The organism is Pseudoalteromonas sp. ND6B (assembly GCF_000764215.1).
Lineage (GTDB): Bacteria > Pseudomonadota > Gammaproteobacteria > Enterobacterales > Alteromonadaceae > Pseudoalteromonas > Pseudoalteromonas tetraodonis.
Genome location: NZ_JQFL01000089.1, coordinates 82,729 through 105,494, shown reverse-complemented (window position 1 = coordinate 105,494; position 22,766 = coordinate 82,729). Strand labels below are relative to the sequence as shown.

General features: G+C 39.9%; 22 protein-coding genes and 4 tRNA genes. 9 read left to right on the top strand and 17 right to left on the bottom strand.

Translation table 11 applies throughout. The features are described 5' to 3' along the window. Nucleotides 1-173: 173 nt before the first annotated feature. Complete coding sequence (locus tag ND6B_RS00105; RefSeq protein ID WP_033104426.1) at nucleotides 174-476, top strand: hypothetical protein; 303 nt, start codon at nucleotides 174-176, stop codon at nucleotides 474-476. Nucleotides 477-554: 78 nt separating this feature from the next. Here the strand turns inward: ND6B_RS00105 and nth are convergent, their stop codons facing one another. From nth to ND6B_RS00165, 12 genes are all read right to left on the bottom strand, one after another. Further along, nucleotides 555-1,187: an endonuclease III gene (nth, locus tag ND6B_RS00110; protein ID WP_033104425.1), complete on the bottom strand. Its 633-nt coding sequence runs from the start codon at nucleotides 1,185-1,187 to the stop codon at nucleotides 555-557. 46 nt (nucleotides 1,188-1,233) lie between these two features. Then, nucleotides 1,234-1,932, bottom strand: a complete 699-nt coding sequence (locus ND6B_RS00115; RefSeq protein ID WP_024601098.1) for an electron transport complex subunit E — start codon at nucleotides 1,930-1,932, stop codon at nucleotides 1,234-1,236. Further along, nucleotides 1,929-2,567, bottom strand: a complete 639-nt coding sequence (gene rsxG / locus ND6B_RS00120; protein ID WP_024601099.1) for an electron transport complex subunit RsxG — start codon at nucleotides 2,565-2,567, stop codon at nucleotides 1,929-1,931. The genes ND6B_RS00115 and rsxG overlap by 4 nt, the downstream gene beginning before the upstream one ends. Continuing rightward, entirely contained in the window at nucleotides 2,564-3,622 is a 1,059-nt protein-coding gene (gene rsxD / locus ND6B_RS00125) for an electron transport complex subunit RsxD (protein ID WP_024601100.1), read from the bottom strand. The genes rsxG and rsxD overlap by 4 nt, the downstream gene beginning before the upstream one ends. Further along, nucleotides 3,619-6,009, bottom strand: coding sequence for an electron transport complex subunit RsxC (rsxC, locus tag ND6B_RS00130; RefSeq protein ID WP_033104424.1), 2,391 nt, complete (start codon nucleotides 6,007-6,009; stop codon nucleotides 3,619-3,621). The genes rsxD and rsxC overlap by 4 nt, the downstream gene beginning before the upstream one ends. An 8-nt stretch (nucleotides 6,010-6,017) precedes the next feature. Beyond that, nucleotides 6,018-6,572 carry an electron transport complex subunit RsxB gene (gene rsxB / locus ND6B_RS00135; protein WP_033104423.1) on the bottom strand — a complete coding sequence of 185 codons (555 nt, stop codon included), beginning with the start codon at nucleotides 6,570-6,572 and terminating at the stop codon, nucleotides 6,018-6,020. Between the two features lies 1 nt (nucleotide 6,573). Beyond that, nucleotides 6,574-7,155: an electron transport complex subunit RsxA gene (gene rsxA, locus ND6B_RS00140; RefSeq protein ID WP_008115244.1), complete on the bottom strand. Its 582-nt coding sequence runs from the start codon at nucleotides 7,153-7,155 to the stop codon at nucleotides 6,574-6,576. A gap of 244 nt (nucleotides 7,156-7,399) precedes the next feature. Then, complete coding sequence (locus tag ND6B_RS00145) at nucleotides 7,400-9,343, bottom strand: bifunctional diguanylate cyclase/phosphodiesterase (protein ID WP_013465281.1); 1,944 nt, start codon at nucleotides 9,341-9,343, stop codon at nucleotides 7,400-7,402. Between the two features lie 173 nt (nucleotides 9,344-9,516). After that, nucleotides 9,517-9,593: transfer RNA gene (locus tag ND6B_RS00150), tRNA-Asn, on the bottom strand. 23 nt (nucleotides 9,594-9,616) lie between these two features. After that, nucleotides 9,617-9,693 (bottom strand) — tRNA-Asn (locus ND6B_RS00155). Nucleotides 9,694-9,714: 21 nt separating this feature from the next. Beyond that, a tRNA-Asn gene (locus ND6B_RS00160) sits at nucleotides 9,715-9,791 on the bottom strand. Nucleotides 9,792-9,812: 21 nt separating this feature from the next. Next, nucleotides 9,813-9,889 (bottom strand) — tRNA-Asn (locus tag ND6B_RS00165). Between the two features lie 1,038 nt (nucleotides 9,890-10,927). Between ND6B_RS00165 and ND6B_RS00170 the strand changes: the two genes are divergently transcribed. The 5 genes from ND6B_RS00170 to ND6B_RS00190 all read left to right on the top strand — a co-directional run bounded on the left by ND6B_RS00170 (nucleotide 10,928) and on the right by ND6B_RS00190 (nucleotide 17,010). Next, nucleotides 10,928-12,307 carry an MATE family efflux transporter gene (locus tag ND6B_RS00170; RefSeq protein ID WP_033104422.1) on the top strand — a complete coding sequence of 460 codons (1,380 nt, stop codon included), beginning with the start codon at nucleotides 10,928-10,930 and terminating at the stop codon, nucleotides 12,305-12,307. After that, the gene (gene uvrB / locus ND6B_RS00175; protein ID WP_033104421.1) at nucleotides 12,304-14,298 is read left to right on the top strand and encodes an excinuclease ABC subunit UvrB; all 1,995 of its coding nucleotides are present in this window, start codon (nucleotides 12,304-12,306) and stop codon (nucleotides 14,296-14,298) included. The genes ND6B_RS00170 and uvrB overlap by 4 nt, the downstream gene beginning before the upstream one ends. Beyond that, entirely contained in the window at nucleotides 14,299-15,228 is a 930-nt protein-coding gene (locus tag ND6B_RS00180; RefSeq protein ID WP_013465277.1) for a class I SAM-dependent methyltransferase, read from the top strand. It begins immediately after the preceding gene. 8 nt (nucleotides 15,229-15,236) lie between these two features. Next, the gene (locus tag ND6B_RS00185; protein WP_033104420.1) at nucleotides 15,237-15,902 is read left to right on the top strand and encodes a tRNA (adenine(22)-N(1))-methyltransferase TrmK; all 666 of its coding nucleotides are present in this window, start codon (nucleotides 15,237-15,239) and stop codon (nucleotides 15,900-15,902) included. Between the two features lie 94 nt (nucleotides 15,903-15,996). Further along, the gene (locus tag ND6B_RS00190) at nucleotides 15,997-17,010 is read left to right on the top strand and encodes a hypothetical protein (protein WP_033104419.1); all 1,014 of its coding nucleotides are present in this window, start codon (nucleotides 15,997-15,999) and stop codon (nucleotides 17,008-17,010) included. An 11-nt stretch (nucleotides 17,011-17,021) separates the two neighbouring features. Here the strand turns inward: ND6B_RS00190 and ND6B_RS00195 are convergent, their stop codons facing one another. Next, on the bottom strand, nucleotides 17,022-17,264 hold the full coding sequence (locus tag ND6B_RS00195; RefSeq protein ID WP_013465274.1) for a hypothetical protein: 243 nt from the start codon (nucleotides 17,262-17,264) through the stop codon (nucleotides 17,022-17,024). Nucleotides 17,265-17,429: 165 nt separating this feature from the next. On the opposite strand from ND6B_RS00195, the gene ND6B_RS00200 reads away from it, so the two are divergent. Continuing rightward, nucleotides 17,430-17,879, top strand: a complete 450-nt coding sequence (locus ND6B_RS00200; RefSeq protein WP_013465273.1) for a methyltransferase family protein — start codon at nucleotides 17,430-17,432, stop codon at nucleotides 17,877-17,879. Nucleotides 17,880-17,939: 60 nt separating this feature from the next. On the opposite strand, the gene queC is transcribed toward ND6B_RS00200, so the two are convergent. Beyond that, complete coding sequence (gene queC, locus ND6B_RS00205; RefSeq protein ID WP_013465272.1) at nucleotides 17,940-18,596, bottom strand: 7-cyano-7-deazaguanine synthase QueC; 657 nt, start codon at nucleotides 18,594-18,596, stop codon at nucleotides 17,940-17,942. Nucleotides 18,597-18,741: 145 nt separating this feature from the next. On the opposite strand from queC, the gene queE reads away from it, so the two are divergent. Further along, entirely contained in the window at nucleotides 18,742-19,407 is a 666-nt protein-coding gene (queE, locus tag ND6B_RS00210; RefSeq protein ID WP_033104418.1) for a 7-carboxy-7-deazaguanine synthase QueE, read from the top strand. Between the two features lie 107 nt (nucleotides 19,408-19,514). Here the strand turns inward: queE and ND6B_RS00215 are convergent, their stop codons facing one another. The 3 genes from ND6B_RS00215 to ND6B_RS00225 are packed head-to-tail and all read right to left on the bottom strand — an operon-like array spanning nucleotide 19,515 to nucleotide 20,964. Then, complete coding sequence (locus tag ND6B_RS00215) at nucleotides 19,515-19,787, bottom strand: hypothetical protein (protein ID WP_024601109.1); 273 nt, start codon at nucleotides 19,785-19,787, stop codon at nucleotides 19,515-19,517. 15 nt (nucleotides 19,788-19,802) lie between these two features. After that, a complete protein-coding gene (locus ND6B_RS00220; RefSeq protein WP_033104417.1) occupies nucleotides 19,803-20,105 on the bottom strand; it encodes a hypothetical protein in 303 nt (100 codons plus the stop codon). A 52-nt stretch (nucleotides 20,106-20,157) separates the two neighbouring features. Then, nucleotides 20,158-20,964: a hypothetical protein gene (locus ND6B_RS00225; protein WP_033104416.1), complete on the bottom strand. Its 807-nt coding sequence runs from the start codon at nucleotides 20,962-20,964 to the stop codon at nucleotides 20,158-20,160. A 300-nt stretch (nucleotides 20,965-21,264) separates the two neighbouring features. On the opposite strand from ND6B_RS00225, the gene ND6B_RS00230 reads away from it, so the two are divergent. Next, nucleotides 21,265-22,743 (top strand): substrate-binding periplasmic protein, encoded by a 1,479-nt coding sequence (locus ND6B_RS00230; protein ID WP_033104415.1) that lies wholly within the window; start codon nucleotides 21,265-21,267, stop codon nucleotides 22,741-22,743. The last annotated feature ends 23 nt before the right edge of the window (nucleotides 22,744-22,766 follow it).

Here is a 22,766-nt window from a genome sequence, read left to right as displayed (position 1 = left end):
TAAGACTAAGAGGATACTTTTCCCTTTTTCTACCTGACGAAATAGCACTTACTAATCATAATATGTATAGCTAGTAATAACTCATGTTTTTTGCTATTAATGTATGTTCACAAAATAAGGACGTTTCGCGCTAAAATAGGGTTATATGGTTTGGCATGGAAAGGGAGAATTTAATGGCTAGACATCGTGTTGGTAATTCATATTTATCAGATGAAGAGCTCTCTGAGCATCAATCAGAAAATTGGAAAATATGGATATTTATCATAGCTGCATTGTTTACTGGGTTAGTTGTAGCAAATATTACAGATGGACAAATTGACCTCAAATTAATGAGATTTTCCATAATTATCGGCTCGGCTATATTAGTAGGTGTCATAGCTGCAAAATTAAGTGAAGTTATTCGCTGGGCAGTATATTTATCTATTGTGCTTGGAATAACCTATTTTGTAGGCTCACTCATTTGGTCGTCGCTGTGATACATATAACAATCATTGAAGTCGCACGCCCCACAAAGCGTGTCACCAATGTCCGCTCATGGCAAAAGCAGGCTTTGATTACTCTGTTTTATCCTTAAACTCACACAAATCTTCAATAATGCATGAACCACATTTTGGTTTACGTGCCACGCAAGTATAACGCCCATGTAAAATGAGCCAGTGGTGCACGTCTACTTTAAATTCTTTGGGGATAACTTTTTCGAGCTTTTGCTCAACCGCAACCACGTCTTTACCCATAGCAAGCTTAGTGCGGTTTGAAACACGGAAAATATGCGTATCTACAGCGATGGTCGGCCAGCCAAAAGCAGTGTTCAGTACTACATTAGCAGTTTTACGGCCAACGCCGGGCAGGGCTTCTAGGGCTTCACGGTTTTCAGGCACGATGCCATTATGCTGATCAACCAGTATTTGGCACATTTTATAAACATTGGCGGCTTTGGAATTAAACAAACCGATGGTTTTTATGTAATCACGTAGTGTGTCGTGGCCTAAATCTAAAATGGCTTGGGGTGTGTTAGCCACTGGAAAGAGCTTACGGGTGGCTTTATTTACCCCAACATCGGTTGCTTGTGCTGAGAGTGTTACTGCAACTAGCAACTCAAACGGGCTTGAGTACTCAAGCTCGGTTTCAGGGTGTGGGTTTTGCTCACGTAAACGCGAGAGTATTTGGTGACGTTTTTCTTTATTCATGTAACTTAAAACGCATTCGCTTTTATTAAGTTAATGCGTTTTCCCCTTAAGTTAAGCTAGTAACACGCGCTCGCGGGCCTTTTTCAGCTTCTGGCGGCGTTACTTGTTTTGATTTTATTTGTGCATCAATGACGTTTTTAGCGGCGATCAGCAGCCCAAGCCCTAAGAATGCGCCCGGTGGTAAAATGGCCAGTAAAAACTGGCTATCAAAGCTAAACACTTCAATGCGCAATATAGCAGCCCAAGGCCCGAGTAATAAATCGGCACCATCGAATAAGGTGCCTTGGCCAATCAACTCTCGCATAGCGCCAAGGACAACCAGAACCAACATAAAGCCTAAGCCCATCATCAAGCCATCAAAGGCAGATAAATGCACTGGATTTTTAGAGGCAAATGCTTCAGCACGACCAATAATGGCGCAGTTAGTCACAATCAACGGAATGAAAATCCCTAAAGATTGATAAAGGCCAAAAGTGTAGGCGTTCATTAACAGCTGCACAATCGTCACAAAACCGGCAATGATCATTACAAAAACCGGTATTCTGATATCTTTAGGCACCCAATTGCGAACAAATGATACGGTAATATTAGAGCCCACTAACACTAACAAGGTTGCTAAGCCTAAACCTAGCGCATTAGTAATCGTGGAGGTAACAGCAAGTAAAGGACATAAACCTAATAACTGTACTAAGGCGGGGTTATTTCCCCATAGGCCTTCTTTATAAAGGGTTTTTAATTCACTCATGGTGTTACCTCAGGGCAAGCATTCGCTGCTGCAAAAAGATCATCAAAGTTATTTTGTGCATACACTACCGCATTTTTAACTGAGCCAACTACAGCGCGAGGCGTAATGGTTGCGCCAGTAAACTGATCAAACTGACCGCCATCTTTTTTAACGGCCCAACGCGCGTCACTTTCGCTTTGTACTGTTTTTGAATTAAATGAGGTGATCCAGTCTGACTTTTTAATTTCAACTTTATCGCCTAAACCTGGGGTTTCTTCATGCTTAGTAACCCTTACACCAGCAACGCTGCCATCGCGATATACCGCGCTAAGCAAGTTTATATCGCCACTGTAGCCGCTAGGAGTGACATGACGAATGACTAATGCAACGGGTTCGTCATCTTTACGTGCACGGTAAATTACTTGGTTGTCGTATGGCCCCAGTAAAGGATCAGATATAATTACACAATCTTGCGATAGCTCATTGCTGTATTTGGAATGCGGTAATACTTCTTGTAACTGGTTAGTTAATTGCAGTTGCTCTTGCTCTGCAATTTTATCAGCGGTAAGTGTATTAATTGTGGCAACGAGTCCCGTTGTTAGTAACGCAAACCCACACAATATTGCGCCATTTTTTACCATTGAAGAAATAATCATTTTACTGCTCCATGGCCATAAGTTCTTGGTTGTGTGTAGTAATCAATAAGCGGTACTGTAATATTGATCAGTAATACGGCAAATGCAACCGCATCCGGAAAGCCACCAAATGTACGAATTAAATACACAATTAAACCAATCGCGGCACCATAAATAAGGCGACCTCGATTGGTGGTTGCAGCTGATACAGGATCGGTGGCGATAAAAAAGGCCCCCAGCATAGTCGCACCACTAAACAAGTGAAACACTACACCCGGCTCTGTACCTGGCGAGGCAATATAACCAATTGCTGCGCATAAGCTTAAGCTTGCAATAAAACTCACTGGTATATGCCAGTTAATTACTTTTGTTTTTAACAGGTAAAGGCCGCCGAGTAAGAAGGCTAAGTTAACCCAACCCCAACCTAGGCCAACCCATTCATTAAATACCGGTTTTTGCATACTTTCAGTGACGGTAAGACTATGAGTAATATCTGTTTTTAAGGTATCAAGTGGGGTGGCCATCGTGCTGCCATCAATACCCACTCTGAGCTGATCTAAGCTATATCCAAGAGTTGTAAAGTCACTAAATATTAGACTAAGCTGCTGGCTAAAAGTAATGCCCGTATTGAGTAACTCTGTAACTGGTAACCAGGCCGTCATTTGCACAGGAAATGAAACTAATAAAAGTACATAGGCCGCCATTGCAGGGTTAAATAAATTAAAGCCCAAACCACCATAAAGTTGCTTAACAATAACAATGGCAAATAAACACCCTATAACAATAACCCACCACGGCGCTAAAGGTGGAATACTAATAGCTAATAGCACACCGGTTAGCCATGCGCTGCCATCGCTTAATGAAGGCCAAATAGGGCGCTTACGCATTAACATAATGGCTGCTTCAAATGCGCTCACACACACTAATGCTAATAATAATTGGATAAGTACACCGGTACCAAAAAATACAACTTGTGCAATAACACCAGGAATACAGGCCGCAATCACAGTTAGCATTAACCGTGTCACAGACTTGTGACTATGATTGTGGGGTGAACTGGCCATGGTTAGTTTCATGACTGATCGTTTCCTTCTTTTTGTTGCTTTTTAGCTTTAGCACGGGCAATGGCGGCGGCTACGGCGGCTTTCTTTTTTTCTTGAGCTGTTTGTTGTGAACCTTCTGAAGATTCATCGTTGCCTTGTGGCTCAGCATTTTCATTCTGTTGTGCTAATGCATTAGCTTGCGCTGCTTTCTTAGCTTTAGCACGGGCAATAGCAGCAGCTACGGCGGCTTTTTTATCATCGGCAGCGACTGGCGATTCAATTACTGTGTCATCACTTGGCGCTTGCTCATTGGCTTGTGCAGCCTTTTTGGCTTTAGCACGAGCGATAGCAGCAGCCACGGCAGCTTTTTTATCATCGGCAGCAACTGGAGATTCACTTGCAGTGTCATCACTTGCTGCCTGCTCATTTGCTTGTGCTGCTTTTTTGGCTTTAGCACGGGCAATAGCGGCAGCGACGGCGGCTTTTTTATCACCGGCAGCGACGGGTGATTCACTTGCAGTGTCATCGCTTGCTGTTTCCTCATTAGCTTGTGCTGCTTTTTTGGCTTTAGCACGGGCAATAGCTGCAGCGACGGCGGCTTTTTTATCATCGGTAGCGACTGGCGATTCACTTTCTGTGTCATCACTTTGCGCTTGTTCATTGGCTTGTGCTGCTTTTTTAGCTTTAGCACGGGCAATAGCGGCAGCAACGGCTGATTTTTTATCATCTACAGGCTCGTCATCACCATTGTTTTGTGCCTTTTGTTCTTTATAAAGGCGAGCTTGCTCTTTACGGGCTGCGCGTTCTTTTGCAACTTCACTGTTATCTGGCTCAAGTTCGCCACCTTGCTTTTTCGCTTTAGCACGCGCAATTGCCGCTGCTACAGCTGATTTATTGTCACCATCGCTAGTTTTATCTTTAACGCGGGCAAGGGCATCGGCTACTTTTTGCTGCTCTTCGGTCGATTTAGGGGCAGGTTTACGTTTGTGGCGATTTTTTCGCTCAGCTTGTTCTTGCTCTAAACGCGCTTTACGTGCATCAAAGCGTTCTTTAGCGCGATCAGATTTTATCTTCTCGGCAATTTGCTCTTTAATCTCAACTTTTGCAACGCGGTAGTACTGAACGAGTGGTATTTCACTTGGGCAAACATAGGCACACGCGCCACATTCAATACAATCAAATAAGTTATGTTCTTGGAGTTTGTCGTATTCTTTTGATTTAGCAAACCACTGTAACTGCTGTGGTAACAATGAAGCAGGGCAGGCATCGGCACAGGCACTGCAGCGAATACAGGCTTTTTCTGGGCCAGGCTCTGCTAATTCTTTGTGATCTGGGGCAAGTATGCAGTTTGTTGTTTTAACAACGCCAATACGAACTGTGGGTAAGGTAAAGCCCATCATAGGGCCGCCCATGACCACGCGTTGTTGTGGCACCGGTGAAAAACCTTGGCAATCAAGTAAGTGCTTAATTTCAGTACCTAATAACGCCCATACATTGCCAGGATTATGTATAGTATTGCCGGTAACGGTAACGACACGTTCAATTAACGGTTTACCTTCGTATACAGCTTGCTGAATCGCAAATAAAGTGCCGGTGTTATGTACTAAAATGCCGATATCAGCAGGGATACCGCCGTTTGGTACTTCACGGTTAGTGAGCAGTTTTATCAGCTGTTTTTCACCGCCAGAAGGGTAAACAGTAGGCACGGTTTGTATTAAAATATGCTCGCTATGCTTCGCCGCTTCTGTCATGGCTGTGATAGCCTCGGGCTTATTGTCTTCAATGCCAATAATACACAGCGTCGGATTGAGCAGCTGTTGCATTAGCTCAATACCTTTGACTATTTCAGCGGCGTGCTCACGCATTAAGGTATCGTCAGCCGTGATGTAAGGTTCACACTCAACCGCATTAACAATCAAAAATTCAATAGGTTGTTTAATATCAGCTTTTACATAGGTTGGGAAGCCTGCGCCGCCCATACCAGAAATACCCGCATTATGAATAACATCAACTAGTTCATCGTGTGATGCAGTGGCTGGGTTTGCTAAAGGCGATAATTCACACCAGGTATCGTTGCCATCGGGTTCAATAATAATGCTTAATTCAGGTAATGCCGAAGGATGCGCTGATGGCATAGGCGTAATATCAATAATAGTGCCAGAAGTCGGTGCATGTATTGGCACCGACCAATTAGCTGATGGCTTTGTTAACGCTTGGCCTTTTAACACGTGCTGGTTTTTTTCAACTATTAATTTACCACTAGCGCCAATGTGCTGCTTTAAAGGCAGAACAAGTTTTTCAGGCAAAGGGAGTCTGGCTATAGGCGCACTATTAGATAATGATTTCTGCTGAGGAGGATGTACGCCGCCAGGAAATGCCCAAACGGTGCCTTTTTTTATTTGTTCAAGTAACTTTTCCACTCAAACCTCTAATCTATTTGGGTAACAGGAATAGCGTCTAGTTGCCATTTCCAAGTTTGTTTTGTTGGTGCAACGGGTAGCATGTCAATACAATCAACCGGACAAGGTTCAACGCACAAGTCACAGCCTGTACATTCGTCAATTAGAACGGTGTGCATTTGTCGGGTTGCACCAACAATGGCATCAACAGGGCAGGCTTGAATACATTTGGTACAACCAATACATTCATCTTCGCGAATGTAGGCCACCGTTTTAACTGGCTCGGCTTGTTCTCCGCCAGCGAGGGGTTTAGCCTCAACCCCCATTAAATCAGCTAGCTTTTTAACGGTCGCTTCACCACCTGGAGGGCATTTATTTATTTCATCGCCATTGGCAATGGCTTCTGCATAAGGACGACAGCCCGGGTAACCACATTGGCCGCATTGTGTTTGCGGTAAAATGGTGTCGATTTGTTCTACAACAGGGTTACCTTCAACTCGAAAGCGTACTGCTGCAAACCCTAAAATTAATCCGAAAATTAACGCCAGCAAACCCAGCGCTATTAAAGCGTACAACAAGGTCATATTAAAACTTCACTAATCCAGTAAAACCCATGAAGGCCATTGACATTAAACCTGCCGTTATCATTGCGATTGAGGCACCTTTAAATGGGGTTGGTACGTCTGCTGCGGCTAAACGTTCGCGCAATGCAGCAAATAAAACCAATACTAATGAAAACCCCACCGCAGCACCAAAGCCATAAACGGCCGATTGTAAAAACGTGTGATCTTCTTTGATATTTAATAAAGCAACACCCAATACCGCACAGTTAGTGGTTATTAAAGGTAAAAATATTCCCAGTAACCGGTAAAGCGTTGGACTGGTTTTTCTGACAACCATTTCAGTAAATTGTACAACAACAGCTATCACTAAAATAAAGCTCATTGTTTTCAGATAGGTAATATCCAATGGTAATAAAATATACTCATTTACTAAATAGCTTGTCACAGAGGCAAGCGTTAGCACAAAGGTAGTTGCCAAAGACATACCTATGGCTGTGTCAAGTTTCCCAGACACGCCCATAAACGGGCAAAGGCCTAAAAATTGTACTAATACAAAGTTGTTGACTAACACTGTTCCAATTAATAACAAGACGTATTCTGTCATGTGTGCCTCACGCTAATAAAATCCCGTGTATTATCCTTTTTTCTACTGTGATTAACAACACGTTGAGTGATTATCAGTTAAATAAACAACGTTAAATAATGGGCTAATTGTAAAGGGTTAAAATCAAGGGACATTGCAATTAAAAAACTGTCAGCATTTTAACGGCTGAAAATTCATAAAAGCACACTTTAGAACGTAAAAAAGAGCATACATGCTCTTTTTTACGTTAATTGGAGTAGAGGCGTTAGATGTCTTTGGGCTTTTCAATGTAGTAACCTTGAACACCATCTAGGCATAGCGTTTCTACAATGTGTTTTTCTTCTTGGCTTTCGACGCCCTCAGCAAAAACACTGACGCCAATTCGGTGTGCAAGGTCGACCATTAAACGCATAAAGTACTGATTATTTTTATCATCCTCTAAGCCTCGGGTATAACTTGCATCCATTTTAATAAAGTCTGGTTTTAAATCTCTGAAAAACTTAAATGATGTGAGTCCTACACCAAAGCGTTCAACAGTAATTCTGGCTCCAACGCGATGCACCATATCAATAAAACGTTTGCTTGCTTTAATGTTTTGTTGCAGACCAAATTCACTCACCTCAAAAATTAACTTAGAAGCAATATGGGTATCTTTAAGCAAACGACGCTCTAACCAAATCATAAATTGGTCACTGTGCGCACTTGAAGGGGTGATATTTAAGCCAAAGTATTTTTCAGATAAATTACTCGATTTTATTCTTTCTAATGACGATTCTATAATTAACTTATCAATTTCTATTGCCATATCGAGCTTTTCAGCCATTGCTAAAAATGAAGCGGTAGGCAAAGCTTGATTTTCTTCTGTTTTGAAGCGGGCTTGAATTTCAGCATAGGCTTTAATGCTTTTACCTAATGGCATAATATTTTGGATCACTAAATGGACGCTTTTAGACTCGATCACTTCGTTAATCACTTTACGCCAGTTTTGATTACCAAACCCTGCGCTCACATTATTAACAAGATCAGTATCGCGCTGCACATGCCACGCATTAGCTTGCTTAGATTGCGCCATACTCATTGCGTTATCAACGATAGAGAGCAACTCACCTAAAGGTTTGGCTTTTTCGTAACCCACAATACCTGTGTTTGCAACCGAGCTAAGCTCTTGGTTTTGCATGTATTGAGTAAAGCGAGATTGTAAGTTTTCACCAAATTTTTCAGCTTCTTTTAACGGGGTATTCGGCAATATAATTATAAAGTCAGAGCTGTTTACTCTAAAAACTTGACTGCCGGAATAGGTGCCACTGATATTTACTATGATATCTGCAACCGACTTAATGTACTCATCACCTTTTTGATAGCCTCGACTTTGATTAATTGACTGTAACTCACTACAGCGGACAAGTGCTAAAGAGCCAAATGTGCTTATTTCGGTGTTTTCTATATTTTTTTCGTAGTAATCAACAAACATATTGCGATTACCTAATTCAGTAACACCGTCTTTGTAGGCTTCACGTTTAATATCGTGGGCTGCATTTTTTATATTGTCGTTTTTACTTTTTAAAAAGTGTGATAAACGATTAAAGCTAGGAATTAAACTTTTCCCCAACTTAGCTAACTCAGGTGAATCAATTTTAGTTGCAAAATCATCACCTAGTTGGTTTTGATTAATATATACATCAATAACATCAGCAACGTCCGTACATATATTGTCGTTAATGTGCTTAACAATGGTTTTCATCAATATAATAGGTATTAGGGCGAGTAGGGTGCTAACAATTAAAATAACAAAAAACGCGGTTTGAAACTGCTCACCCAAGTGAGTAATGTTTAATTTAAATTCAATTTTTATGTCGGCGTTATTATTTGTGGCGTACTGAGGACGTACTGAGTTGCTACTAGATTGAATAAGCTCAGCAATAAAAGGTAATTGCACTGCATTGTTAACCGAAAATACTTCAACGCCTTGATAGTCACGTAAAACAAAATTTGAAAAGGTTTCACTAGTTGCAAGCGTGTTTTTAAGATTTTCTGCTGATATATCTGTCGCAGAGAGATTTTTAATGTATTGCTCAACGGTCGCTTGTGCATTTTTTTGAGCATTGCCGATGGCATTATCAAAATTTTGGCTAATAAAATAACTACCAGCGGACACAAGTACCAGCCAAGCTAACAGTTGTATAAGAATAAGTTTTTTGAAAGCTGCCATTATTTAATCTTTTTATGTCAAATGGGGGAGGACACAACCTCATGATTATTAAACTAATTATAGCTCGATATCAATAGTTATCAAATGGTTAGTTTTTTAAGCAAAAAAGTTTTTGTTTTAAAAGAAGAATGGTAGAGCAAATTGGATGGTATGTCTATGTGATTGTAGTAAATTGGCTCCCCCTCCCCGACTCGAACGGGGGACCTGCGGATTAACAGTCCGTCGCTCTAACCAACTGAGCTAAGGGGGAACTAAAATATACTTTTTATGATTTGGCTCCCCCTCCCCGACTCGAACGGGGGACCTGCGGATTAACAGTCCGTCGCTCTAACCAACTGAGCTAAGGGGGAACTACATCATAAACATAAACTTGGCTCCCCCTCCCCGACTCGAACGGGGGACCTGCGGATTAACAGTCCGTCGCTCTAACCAACTGAGCTAAGGGGGAATCGTTTATGGCTGAAAAACTTGGCTCCCCCTCCCCGACTCGAACGGGGGACCTGCGGATTAACAGTCCGTCGCTCTAACCAACTGAGCTAAGGGGGAAGCGTCTTGCCTTTCAACGGGGCGAAATATTAATGACCGCATAGCAAAGTGTCAACATATAAAAGATCATAAATTCAAAAAAGAGGTCTATTCGTTGTTTTTATGTGCAATCTGCGCGTTTTGTAACACTATTTAAGTAAAGCGCAGTGATATTGTTTTATAAAAACAGGGTAATATTTGCATGAAGTTTGTAATTTGAGCTAATAAAGTGATGAGTAAAATTTAAGAAAACGGCTTTTAATAGCAAAAACGCGTTCTATTTCCTGTATTTTTATAAAGCGATAATTAACTTATTTAAAATAAATGGCTCCTTTTTATTTTTGGTACGTTAAAACGGTTGAACTAAATGCGTATTAGTTACGTAAACTAAAACTAGCGCTAAAACATAATATAAATTTTGACTGCAGCAGCAATACTTTGTACAAAAATAAAACAATCAATGAGTTAGCTACCTGTTTGAGTGTGTTACTCACTGATATTAGTCTAAGAAAAAATCATCTTCATACACATAACAGGGGCATACAATGCTGTTTGCATATTGGTAACGGAAAAAACCAAATGATCAGACAATTTAGCACTCGGTTGTAGCCCTTTATAAACGTGGGGTTGATTGAGTTATCCACGGTTTCTGTGGATAACTCTGTTTATGAAACTTTAAGAACATCAGCACCCCCAGCATTGTAGGGCGCTACAACGATTTCAAGTATTTAAAAGCTTTTTTTTATACATTTAAAAACAATAGCTTACGATTCAGCTAAGTTACTCACTTAATCGATAAATAAAATTTTTCGTGACGATAAAACACAGTCTCTGACTGTGTGATAAACCAACAAAACCTAAAAAATAAATGTTGCAAAAGTTACATAAATGTATTTTATTTGGTTTTTAGTGTGTTAGCGCAAAATTTGTTTACAAAGGCATAAAAATAACAGTTTGTAGATTAAACGTTTAATTAATTGTTTAGATTTAATAAAGCATGGCTTGAACAGCTCGGATGCTTTAAAATATGCCGTTCAGTAAAAGAGGCTTATTTATTTTATGCGCGCACATTCTCAATCACATACTCGCCCTGATTTACTCACCGCCCCAATCTTGCCTACACTAAAGAAAATGACCATTCCGATGATATTTGGGATGATCACCCTAATGATGTTCAACATAGTTGATACTTTTTTCATTAGCTTATTGGGTACAGAGCCGCTTGCTGCAGTGAGCTTTACATTTCCCGTCACTTTTACTGTTATTAGTTTAGCGATTGGTTTAGGCATAGGTACCTCAGCGGTAATAGCAAAAGCATTAGGCAGTAACAATATTGAAGAAGCGCGTTTTGATGCCAGTATATCGTTGTTGATTGCGGTGGTATTAGTGTTGGTTTTATCTACGTGTGGCTATTTATTAATTGATCCTATTTTTACTTTACTCGGAGCTGGGGAGCAAGTATTACCGCTCATTCATGAATATATCAGTATTTGGTTTTTAGGCAGTGTATTTTTAATTACCCCGATGATTGGTAATTCTGTACTGCGTGCCAGTGGCGATACTAAAACACCGAGTATTATTATGGGTGGAGCGGGACTTATCAATGCGGTACTCGATCCTGTACTTATTTTTGGTTTTGGCCCCATTCCTGCGTTTGGCATTAAAGGAGCCGCCATCGCCAGTGTTATAGCATGGGCAGTTGCTGTGGCAATTATTTTATACTTATTAATTGCTAAAAAGCGCTTATTGAGTTTAAAAGCAGGGTCGCAAACGGTTATTGGAGCTATTCGTAAAATATTAAAAATAGGCTTACCCGCAGCAGGTGCTAACATGCTAACACCGGTTGCTATGGCAGTAATGACGGCATTGGTTGCACATCATGGCCCAGAGGCTGTGGCTGCTTTTGGAGTAGGGAGTCGAATAGAATCAATAGCGAGTTTGGTGGTATTAGCATTATCGATGACTTTGCCACCTTTTATTAGTCAAAACTTTGGAGCCAGTCATTTTTCTCGCGTAAAGGATGCCTACCTAGGAACCTTAAAATTTGTGATGTTATGGCAGTTTGTTATTTATATTTTATTAATTATGTTCTCAGGCGTCATCAGTGAAATATTTGGTAAGGAGCAAGCCGTTGTTGATGTCATAAAACTGTTTATTTATACCATCCCATTAAGTTATGGCTTGCAAGGAGTGATCATTTTATCCAACTCCTCGTTTAACGCTTTACACAAACCCATGAACGCCTTAGTTTTGAGCGTCATTCGGTTATTTATTTTTTATGTTCCCTTTGCGTATATCGGGAATGAACTGGCAGGTTTAATCGGCTTGTTTATTGGCGCGGCCATTGGTAATTTATTCACAGCCCTTGTAGCCTATAAGTGGTTTATGAAAGAAATTGAAGCGTTAAGCAGTCAAGCATTACAGGAGTGTAGTCATTGAGCGATCATTTTCAGTTAGAATCAAAATTTAAACCCGCTGGGGATCAGCCGACCGCTATCGCTCAGTTGTGCGAAGGTTTAGAAGCAGGGCTTGCTCATCAAACCTTATTGGGCGCAACAGGGACGGGAAAAACCTTCACGATGGCTAACATCATTAGTGATTTAAATCGCCCCACTATTATTATGGCGCACAATAAAACCTTAGCGGCGCAATTATACGGCGAGATGAAAGAATTTTTCCCGCATAATGCGGTTGAGTACTTTGTATCTTACTACGATTACTACCAACCAGAAGCCTACGTGGTAGCCAGTGACACCTTTATTGAAAAAGATGCATCCATCAATGAACACATTGAGCAAATGCGGCTCAGCGCCACTAAAGCGTTGTTAGAGCGTCGCGATACCATAATCGTTGCGTCGGTATCGGCGATTTATGGTCTGGGCGATCCTGATTCATACATGAAAATGATGCTGCTTTTAAAAGTGGGCGAAAAAGTCGACCAGCGCGATATGCTGCGCCGCCTTGCAGAGCTGCAATACACCCGTAACGATATTGATTTTAGTCGTGGTACATATCGTGTTCGCGGCGAAGTGGTGGATATATTTCCCGCTGAATCAGATACCTATGCAGTACGTGTAGAAATGTTTGATGATGAAGTTGAACGCCTAAGTATTTTTGATCCCCTCACTGGTGCTGTTGAAAAACACATAGTGCGCGCTACTATTTACCCTAAAACTCACTATGTAACGCCACGAGAAAAAATACTCGAAGCCATCGAAAAAATAAAAGTTGAGCTTAAAGAGCGCAGGGCACAATTACTCAGCGCTAATAAATTAGTTGAAGAGCAACGTATTGCGCAGCGTACCCAATACGACATAGAAATGATGACCGAGCTTGGTTATTGCTCAGGCATTGAAAACTACAGCCGTTACTTATCGGGGCGTACACCTGGCGATCCGCCGCCGACATTACTTGATTATTTACCCGACGATGCATTAATGATTATTGATGAATCGCACGTAACTGTCTCGCAAATTGGCGCTATGTATAAAGGCGATAGAAGTCGTAAAGAAAACCTCGTTGAATATGGCTTTAGAATGCCCTCGGCCATGGATAACCGCCCACTGCGTTTTGAAGAATTTGAAGCCATTGCACCGCAAACTATTTATGTGTCGGCCACACCGGGTGATTTTGAATTAGATCGCAGCAATGGCGAGGTTGCTGAACAAGTTATTCGTCCAACCGGCTTACTTGATCCATTAATAGAAGTGCGTCCGGTTGGCGATCAGGTTGATGACTTACTCTCAGAAATTTATAAAAGTGTTGAAAAAGGCGAGCGCGTGTTAGTAACAACACTGACCAAACGCATGGCTGAGGATTTAACCGACTACCTGAGTGAGCACAATGTAAAAGTACGCTACTTGCACTCTGACATAGACACCGTAGAGCGGGTTGAAATTATTCGTGATTTACGAGCCGGTGTGTTTGATGTGTTAGTAGGCATTAACTTACTACGTGAAGGCTTAGATATGCCAGAAGTGGCACTAGTTGCTATTTTAGATGCCGATAAAGAGGGCTTTTTACGTTCAGCTCGCTCGCTTATTCAAACCATAGGCCGTGCTGCGCGCCACCTTGATGGTCGTGCTATTTTATACGGTGATAGAATCACTAAGTCGATGGCCAAAGCCATTGATGAAACCCAGCGACGCCGCGATATACAGCATGCTTATAATGTTAAGCACGGTATTGAGCCTAAAGCACTGATCAAAAAGATACTCGATGTAATGGATGTAGGTGAAGATGCTTCACCGCAAGATAACTTACAGCTTATTCGTAAAGAGTCTAAAAAAATTCTTAGTGCGAAAGAAATTGCCACGCAAATTAAGCAGCTTGAAACCAAAATGCATGCCTACGCCAGTGATTTAGAATTTGAAAAAGCCGCCTCTGTACGCGATGAAATACATGAACTACAACAACAGTTGATTAATTAAATGACAATCGATTTTACTCCTCTTATTAATGCATTAGCAGACACGCCTTTTGCAGATAACGAATTATGCCGCGTATTTCATGGTCGCGGCCACAGCGTAGAAGCGCTAAGCCATATTAACTTAGACTTTTATCCACCGAGTTTGTTTTTGGTGTCATACAGTGAAATTGATGAGGTAACACTCACTACGCTCACCGATACGTTATGGCAGTGGGCACAACAACATCATCCAGAGCTAATTACTGCATTGGTGTATCAGCAGCGAGCGGGGCTGCAAAGCCATAACACCCTTGTTCACGGGCAATTGCCCGCGCGCCATAGCGTAGCCGAAAATGGTGTGCGTTTTTTGGTTGATTTAATGAGTAAGCAAAACACCGGTATTTTTCCAGATATGCGAAAAGGCCGTGAGTTTGTCATGCAAAATAGTAAACATGCCAAAGTACTTAACCTGTTTTCTTATACTTGTGGTTTTTCGGTAGCGGCTATGCACGGCGGTGCCGATCATGTGATGAACATGGATATGAGCAAAGGCGTGTTAAAAGTCGGTAAGCAAAACCATCAATTAAACAATGTTGATAGGGGCGTCAGTTTTTTACCGCATGATATTTTAAAGTCGTTTGGTAAGCTAAAAAAAGCCGCACCGTTTGATTTAATTATTGTTGATCCACCCAGCTTTCAAAAAGGCAGTTTTATATTAACAAAAGACTACCAAAAAGTGCTGCGCAGACTTCCTGAGCTTTTAAACGATACTACACAGCTGTTGTTATGCGCTAATAGCCCAGAGCTTTCAGAAAACGACTTTAAAGCACTTATTCAAGAACATACTCAAGGTGCTATTGAGTTTGTTAAACGCCTAGAACCGACTGATCGCTTTATTGAAATTGATAGCGATAAAAGCTTAAAAGCATTGGTGTACAAAACAAAAACATAGTGAGTTAAATGAAACTGAGTAAACGTTTAAACGCCATCAATTCATTAATTACAGAGCCTTACGATATTGTTTGGGATTGTTGCTGCGATCATGGCTTTTTAGGGATGGCGTTACTTGAGCGCGGTATAGCAAAACATATAAATTTTGTGGATATTATTCCAACGTTAATGGAAGCGCTCGAACAGTCGCTGCAACAATTTGAGCAAGGTAAATTTTTACCTTCATGGCAAGTGCGCTGCGAAGATGTTGCGCAAATTAAATTGCCAACAGCTGCAAAGCAAGTGGTGGTTATTGCTGGTGTGGGGGGCGATTTATGTTTAAAGCTTATTGAACAAATTATTGCCAACAACCCGCAAAGCTTGCACCAACTCAGTTTTATTATTTGCCCCATTCAGCATCTTTACAAAGTGCGCGAAGGTTTAAAAGCCTGTAATTTAAAGCTCGAAAACGAGCAAATTATTGTTGAAAACAAACGTTTTTACGAAGTATTACACGTTAGTGTAAATGCCAGCCAAACACTCACTCAAACCGGTGCTCAAATGTGGGATAAACACAATCCACAACATCATCAATATCAGCAGCAATTGCTTAACCATTATACTCGAATGCTCAATAAAGATAGACTTTACTATCAAAAAGTTATAACAGAGTATCAACGAGTATTTGAATGCTAAATACTCCTGTCAGTGTGATCGGTTTTTGTGATTAACTACGTAAAGTGCTTCATAGTTAATATCTTGCCACTAGGCGGATTTATTTGGTTTATATATGTCAGATAAAAATATAAAAATTGAGCCATTATTAGGCGATGGGCAAAAGTGGCAACACAGTTACGAGCAACCGATTTCGTATGCGCCGTTAGTACAACTGGCCAATAATAATTGGATTGTTCCCCAGCATTTTTTACGTTACAAACATACGCTAGCCAGCGTTAATGAAGTGCTTAACGACATTAGTTTTTCTACTCACTTTAGTGTGTTAGCTGCAGAAAAAAACAGTGATATTTATCTGCAAGTGGCGGTACTTAGTCCAGATAATTACCGTGCTGAGAACAAAGCAAAAAAGTTACTGTTTGGTCGTCGCTGGCCAGTAGAGCAAAATTTGCCAACCTCAGAGCTTATTCAAACAGCATTTTTAGCATTGAAAGTGGCACGCGAGCATGAAGTAAGAGAGCTTTTTCAGCTGCAGCATCAAGGCGCAACCAGCACGCCGTTTAATAATCATCATGACTTACCTGTTATGGCGCAAAACCCTGAGCTTGTTAAAAGCACATCGTTTAAAAATATTCCATTGAACGACCTGATAGAGCGCCTGGTGTTTGCGGATAATAAAATTGCGCTAATTAACTGCCAAGCCATAATCACCGGCGAGCAGGTGTATACGGTTAAACTTCATTGCGATAGTTGTCAGCTAAGCGAATTTAATAATAAAACCTTGTCATTTTTAGCACCTGATGCAACAACCAACAGCTTTTTACATAGCTTTATTGCCACACTGGTTGCTGTAAGTAACGAGTATGTGAGTGAGCATTTTAAATACCAAGGCTTTGCGCGCTTTAGTAAAGATGTACACGCAGAGCAGGTCGGGGAGCTAAGCATTGCCATGCGTTCACCAAGTTCAGTTAGTTTATGTTCTATGGGTAAGCAAGAGGCGAATCAGTTAAACTTTGAAATAGACAGCGGCAGGGCACCCCAAGGGTGTGGACAAGCCATTGGCGGGTTTTTAGCTGCCCATGGTATAGAGCAGCCAGAAAATGCACATTTATACCCTAATTATTTATAACTAAGGGACGGCTATAGTTTGTTTATTTCTTGTTTTACGCTATAGCTTGAGTCGGTAACAATGGCTTCAAGTGTTTGTACTCGCTGTTTGAGTTCAGTCACTTGCGCGGTTACTTCTGCTAGTTGCTTATGAGCATCTTGATTGTTGTCTTGAACTTTATGTTTAAATTCAAGGTGCTTTTTATACATATCGTAAATAACCCCCGAACCTACAGAAATAAGTACAATGAGAACTATCATTGTTGTGCCAGACATAATTACTTCCTTTAATTTTATTTTAAGTTTAAATTATAACCATAATTAAGCGCCGATAAAGGCAATAAATTGTAACTTTATTTGTATTTATAAAGTCATTGTTATTATTTGTGCCGCCACCATATAGTAACCATGTAGTTTTTTTAATCGATACAAGGAATAGGTATGTTAAATAATAAAATTCCACCGGTTGTCGTTGTGGTATTTTTCGCTGCTGTTATGGCACTGATTGCGCATTACACAGTAATAGACTTTACCGCCTTCATAACTTACCTAGCATTAGGATTAGTCGCTATAGGTTGTTTCTTTTGTATTGCTGGGGTCGTCAGTTTTCGTTTAGCCAAAACCACGGTACTACCAAATAAACCTGAGCAAGCAACAAGCTTAGTTACCTCAGGGGTATATAAACTCTCACGTAACCCTATGTATTTAGGCTTTGCTTTTATACTGGCGGGGTGGGGCGTGTGGCTAAGCTCTATTTGGGCTTTTTTAGGTATTGTGGGCTACGTTGGTTATTTAACGCTGTTTCAAATCATTCCCGAAGAGCGGGCGTTACATCAGTTATTTGGTGAGCAATTTGAGGATTACAAATCGCGGGTAAAACGCTGGCTTTAATGTTTTTTCATACTAAAAAAGGCTACCCTTGGTAGCCTTATAGTGTGCTTATTTTAAACTTTACTCGTATTCAAGCGGGTCGGTTACGTTGTTCAGCTCAAAGGCTTCTAAACGTTCTTGGCAAGCGCCACATTTGCCACAGGCCTTATCACGACCGTTATAACAGGTCCATGTTTGGCTGTAGTCTAATCCCATTTTAATACCATCGGTTAAAATATCGATTTTAGTATTATTTAAATACGGGCTAAAAATTTCTACCGCATCGTAATTAGCAATACGACACACATCATCCATTTTTTTAACAAACTCAGGGCGGCAATCTGGGTAAATAGCATGATCGCCCGAATGCGCACCGTAATATACTTTGCTTGCTTTAAGCGACACCGCATAACCTACCGCTAAAGAAAGTAAAATCATGTTGCGATTAGGCACAATGGTGCTTTTCATGCTTTCTTCTTCGTAATGGCCTTCTGGCACATCAATATCGTCTGTTAACGACGAACCACCAATAAGCTGATTAATTGCCGATATATCAACAATTTTGTGCGGTACATTTAGCTTTTCACATACGCTGGCGGCGACTTTAAGTTCTTTAACATGACGCTGACCATAATCAAACGAGAGGGCATAAACATCATGGCCTTGCTGCAGGGCTTTATTTAATACAGTAAATGAGTCCATACCGCCGGAATAAATAACAACTACTTTTTGCGTCATACGTGGTTTGCTCTTTAGTTTTGATAGAGGTTTATATCAGGGCGCGATATACTACACGGCCAAGGCATAAATGACAATTTTTGCACCGTGCTTTGTGATTTCTAATAGTAACAATTTTGCCGTCAGGTTGTAAGTGAGATTTCTTTTGTACAAAATTAATGAAGTGTTTGAAACCATTCAAGGTGAAGCGAGTTTTACTGGTACGCCGTCTATTTTTTTACGCCTGCAAGGTTGCCCTGTGGGATGTTCATGGTGCGACACAAAGCAAACCTGGGATGTTGATAACGTATATAAAGTATCACTTGATGACACGGTAGAAAAAAAAGCCGACTCAGATCATTGGGCTGAGGCCAGTGCCTCGCAAGTACTGGAGTTATTTAAATCCCGTGGCTATACCGCCAAGCATGTTGTTATAACCGGTGGCGAACCTTGCATGTATGATTTGAACCCAGTATGTAATTTACTGCATGATCATGGCTTTAGCACACAAATAGAAACCAGTGGCACCTTCGAAATACTCGCCCCTGCACAAACGTGGGTCACGGTATCGCCAAAAATTAATATGCGCGGTGGTTACAAAGTATTGAGCAGTGCTATGCAACGCGCCGATGAAATTAAACACCCGGTTGCTATGCAAAAACACGTAGAAGAACTGGAAGAGCTATTTACCGCCACCGGCGTAAACCCAAAACTGGTATATTTGCAGCCAATCAGCCAAAAAACCTCAGCCACTAAATTAGCCATTGATACTTGTATCGTCAAAAACTGGCGCTTATCAATTCAAGTACATAAGTATTTGGGGATTAGTTAAAGGGCAGCTGTAAGCTGCTCTGCGTTAAGTTATATTACGTAGATACAAGGTTGGGTTATAAACCCAACCTAACTAAACAAATTTCAACTCATAAAGTTAAGCTGGCTTTAAATATAATTTTCATCAATAAACTGACACCACAGCTGTGTATTTAATTCTGGTACATTTGGCTTATCTCTAATACCGAGTTTAAACATGATCACAGAGCGCCATTCTAAAGAGCCAATGTCTGGCCCATGTCCATAACCGTCACCGGTATTAATTTGCTGTTCAACATAGTTAAACCATGCCTCAGAGCACGGCGAATATTGTTCATCTTTTTGCGCAACACTACTGCATCCAGCAATAATGAGTAATAAAGGGGCCATTAATAGTTTCATATTTTACCTATGTGTTTATTTTGCTAATCGCTGCTGTGTTAAGTTTAAACGCTTATGTGAGCTGTATACTTGCAACCTTTCATCGTCCGTAATTAAAAATGCATCCATTTCTACAGATATTAAAGCAGATATGGGGAAAATCTCTAAAATACCAAGATCAGCAAGTTTAGCTGAAAGAAGTGCTGTTTTGCCATTAACAATAAAAGTAGAATCTTGATCACGAAAATCGCCATCAACATATAGTTTCGCACCACCAAACCATGAGTTAACAATTTTAATTTTATGACCCTTGACCGTGAATTCGAACTCTTTTCTCATTTTCAAACTCCATTTTTTGAAAAACATATAAAGTTTTAACAACTTGTTATACCTAGCTTCTATTCATTAAAGTAAATACATGATGCTCCTTTATATTCTTTATATGAGAAAAAGACTCAAGAACCTCTTCTCTAAAACCAAATTCAACAGAGTCAATTAATGAATCTGCAATAAGATCATTACCGCTCTCTTTTTCTTTGCCTATAAAATCAAACAATCTAATAATTTTATGAATAATCAATGGGGTAGTATCTGTGCTACCTGAAAAAATATCAACCAAAGCACGTTCCATGTAAATTAGTACGAGTGAATCAAGATCTTCTTTTGGTGTAGGTGATAAGCCGCCTTTACCAACTTTTAAAATAATATCTTCATTTCTAAAGTTCTGTTCAGAGACTTTGAATCTGCAGTACCTTTTTACTTTTCGCTCTAATGTTTTAGCTCCCATCTCACATCCAAAACAATTATCAAGTATATACTTATGGTTTTGTTCTAATTTTTCATAAGTTAACTGAGTAGCTTTTACAACATCATTTCTTAAAATTCGAGAATCCATATAAGTAGTTGTACTTTCTAGCATGTTATTAAAAATTTTTAAGTTCAGCTCAGAGTTCATCATTTCATTTGCGTGCTTAAGTTGATTTTTGCTCGTTTGCCAAGTTAGAAAAATCAAGATGGATGTAATTGCTAATAGTGGTGGTGTTAAAATTGAGTTGAAAAAACTAGCAGTGCTTATCCAATCTTCTATTGGAGCATTAAAATTAAACTTAAACCTTATAAAGTAAGCAATACAAATGATTGCAAAAAGAATAATTAAACTAATTATATATGCCGTTAAAGGCTTGTTATCCTTTTCCATAAATATCCTTTTACTAAAATTTTCTTTATCAATTCAAATGAATCGTTTATTAATAGGGTTCGCAAGAGGCGAATCTTTGCTAGGTAAATTAAACTTGCTGACTGCCCGCTTCACTCTAAGTCGAATTTTGAAAAAAGTGCTATAAACGAATATCGCGTGTAACCCATGATTGCAATTATGGCCTTAACTCATTTCAGCCATTAAGTAACTTAACGTAAAGTCCTTACAAAGTCTCAAACTAAAACCCAAGTTTGCAAAGTGTATTAGGTGGTGCTTATATTAAACTAAGTGATTGGGAGAATGCGCTTGGCTAAATACCTACTACTGTTGTTTGTTTTTTCTTATGTTTTTATAAACTCGGCTTTTGCTACTGTAAAAGTGGGCGTGACTCACTGGGTTGATTACACTAATCCGGATGAAACAGGCGTTTATATTGAATTATTAAAAGAAGTTTATGCGGATGAACAGCTCGAGTTTGATTTTAGTACTTACAAACGAATTACCAATTTATTTGAACAAAAACAATATGATATTGTTGTTGGTGTTGCTAAAGAGGATATTCCTTTAGCTTATTATCCTAAATGGTATTTAGACTACGATTACCCAATTAATGCGTATTTTGTAGATTCTGCTAATAAGTTTAATAAACTGTCTGATTTAAACAACAAAGTATTAAGCTGGCTCGATGGTTACAATTTCGATAAGTTTATTGAATACCCTCACGATTATTACCCGGCTTCTACTATTGAAAACGCAGTGGCACTGCTACTCAATAAACGCATAGATGCTTTCGTTGATTTTGACTACAACATTCCCAAAGAGTACAAATCAAAGCTTAATTATGTAGAGGTTGTGCCAGCAAGGCCTATTTATTTAGCCTTTTCGAATAATGAAAAAGGGAAAGCCTTGGCGAGAAAATTTGACCAAACAATGCCAAAATTAAAATCATCGGGAAGGTTGCAGGCATTATATAAATTAGATTATGAAAATACGCGTTTTGCAGAGTTTGACGCAAATAAAACAAAAATCGTATTAAGTAGTAACGATGAGTCTTTGCTACGACTGAACTCAGTTACCGCAGGAAAATCACTCGACGCGCAGCTTTATAAGTTAATTTTGGCTGAAATGCGAGATTACAGAATTGAGTTTGTAAAAGCGCCAGATACCAATGTTGAGGTGCAATTTGGCATTAGTCATTGTTTCGCCAATAAAATTAACACGCCAGAACGAGCAAGCCGCTATTTAATATCAAAGCCGTTTTCTTTGTATCTCGCACCGCGACTTTATTCTCCAAATAACTTGGCTCAATTTAAACATATAAAAAATTTAGACGAGTTGGTGTCACAAAGTGGATTAAGGTTGGGGTTATCAAAATTCAGAATATTCTCCGAAGACATTATGTCTCTACTTGAAGAGGTAGATAAAACTAAAATAAAACCAGCTCCCACTAATATATTCTCTAGATTACAACAATTAGCGAAGTTGCAAGAGTTTGATGCGTCTATTGAATACCCCAGCGATGTAGCCACGTATTGGCACGATATAACAGACGCTGATATTCACTCCTTTGATTTGAAATTAAAAACATCGTTTACTGTTGGGCATTTAATGTGTGAGCGCAGTGAAGAAAATATAAAATTTATGCAGGACTTTAATAATACACTCTCAAAATTAATTCAAAGCGATGAGTATAAAGCGCTTATCTACCACTTTGCGGCAGACTTACCTGCTGAACAGTTTAATAAAATTTATCAGCAAGCACTGTTAGATGAAGAGTGAGAACGCAAACACAACGTGGTTGT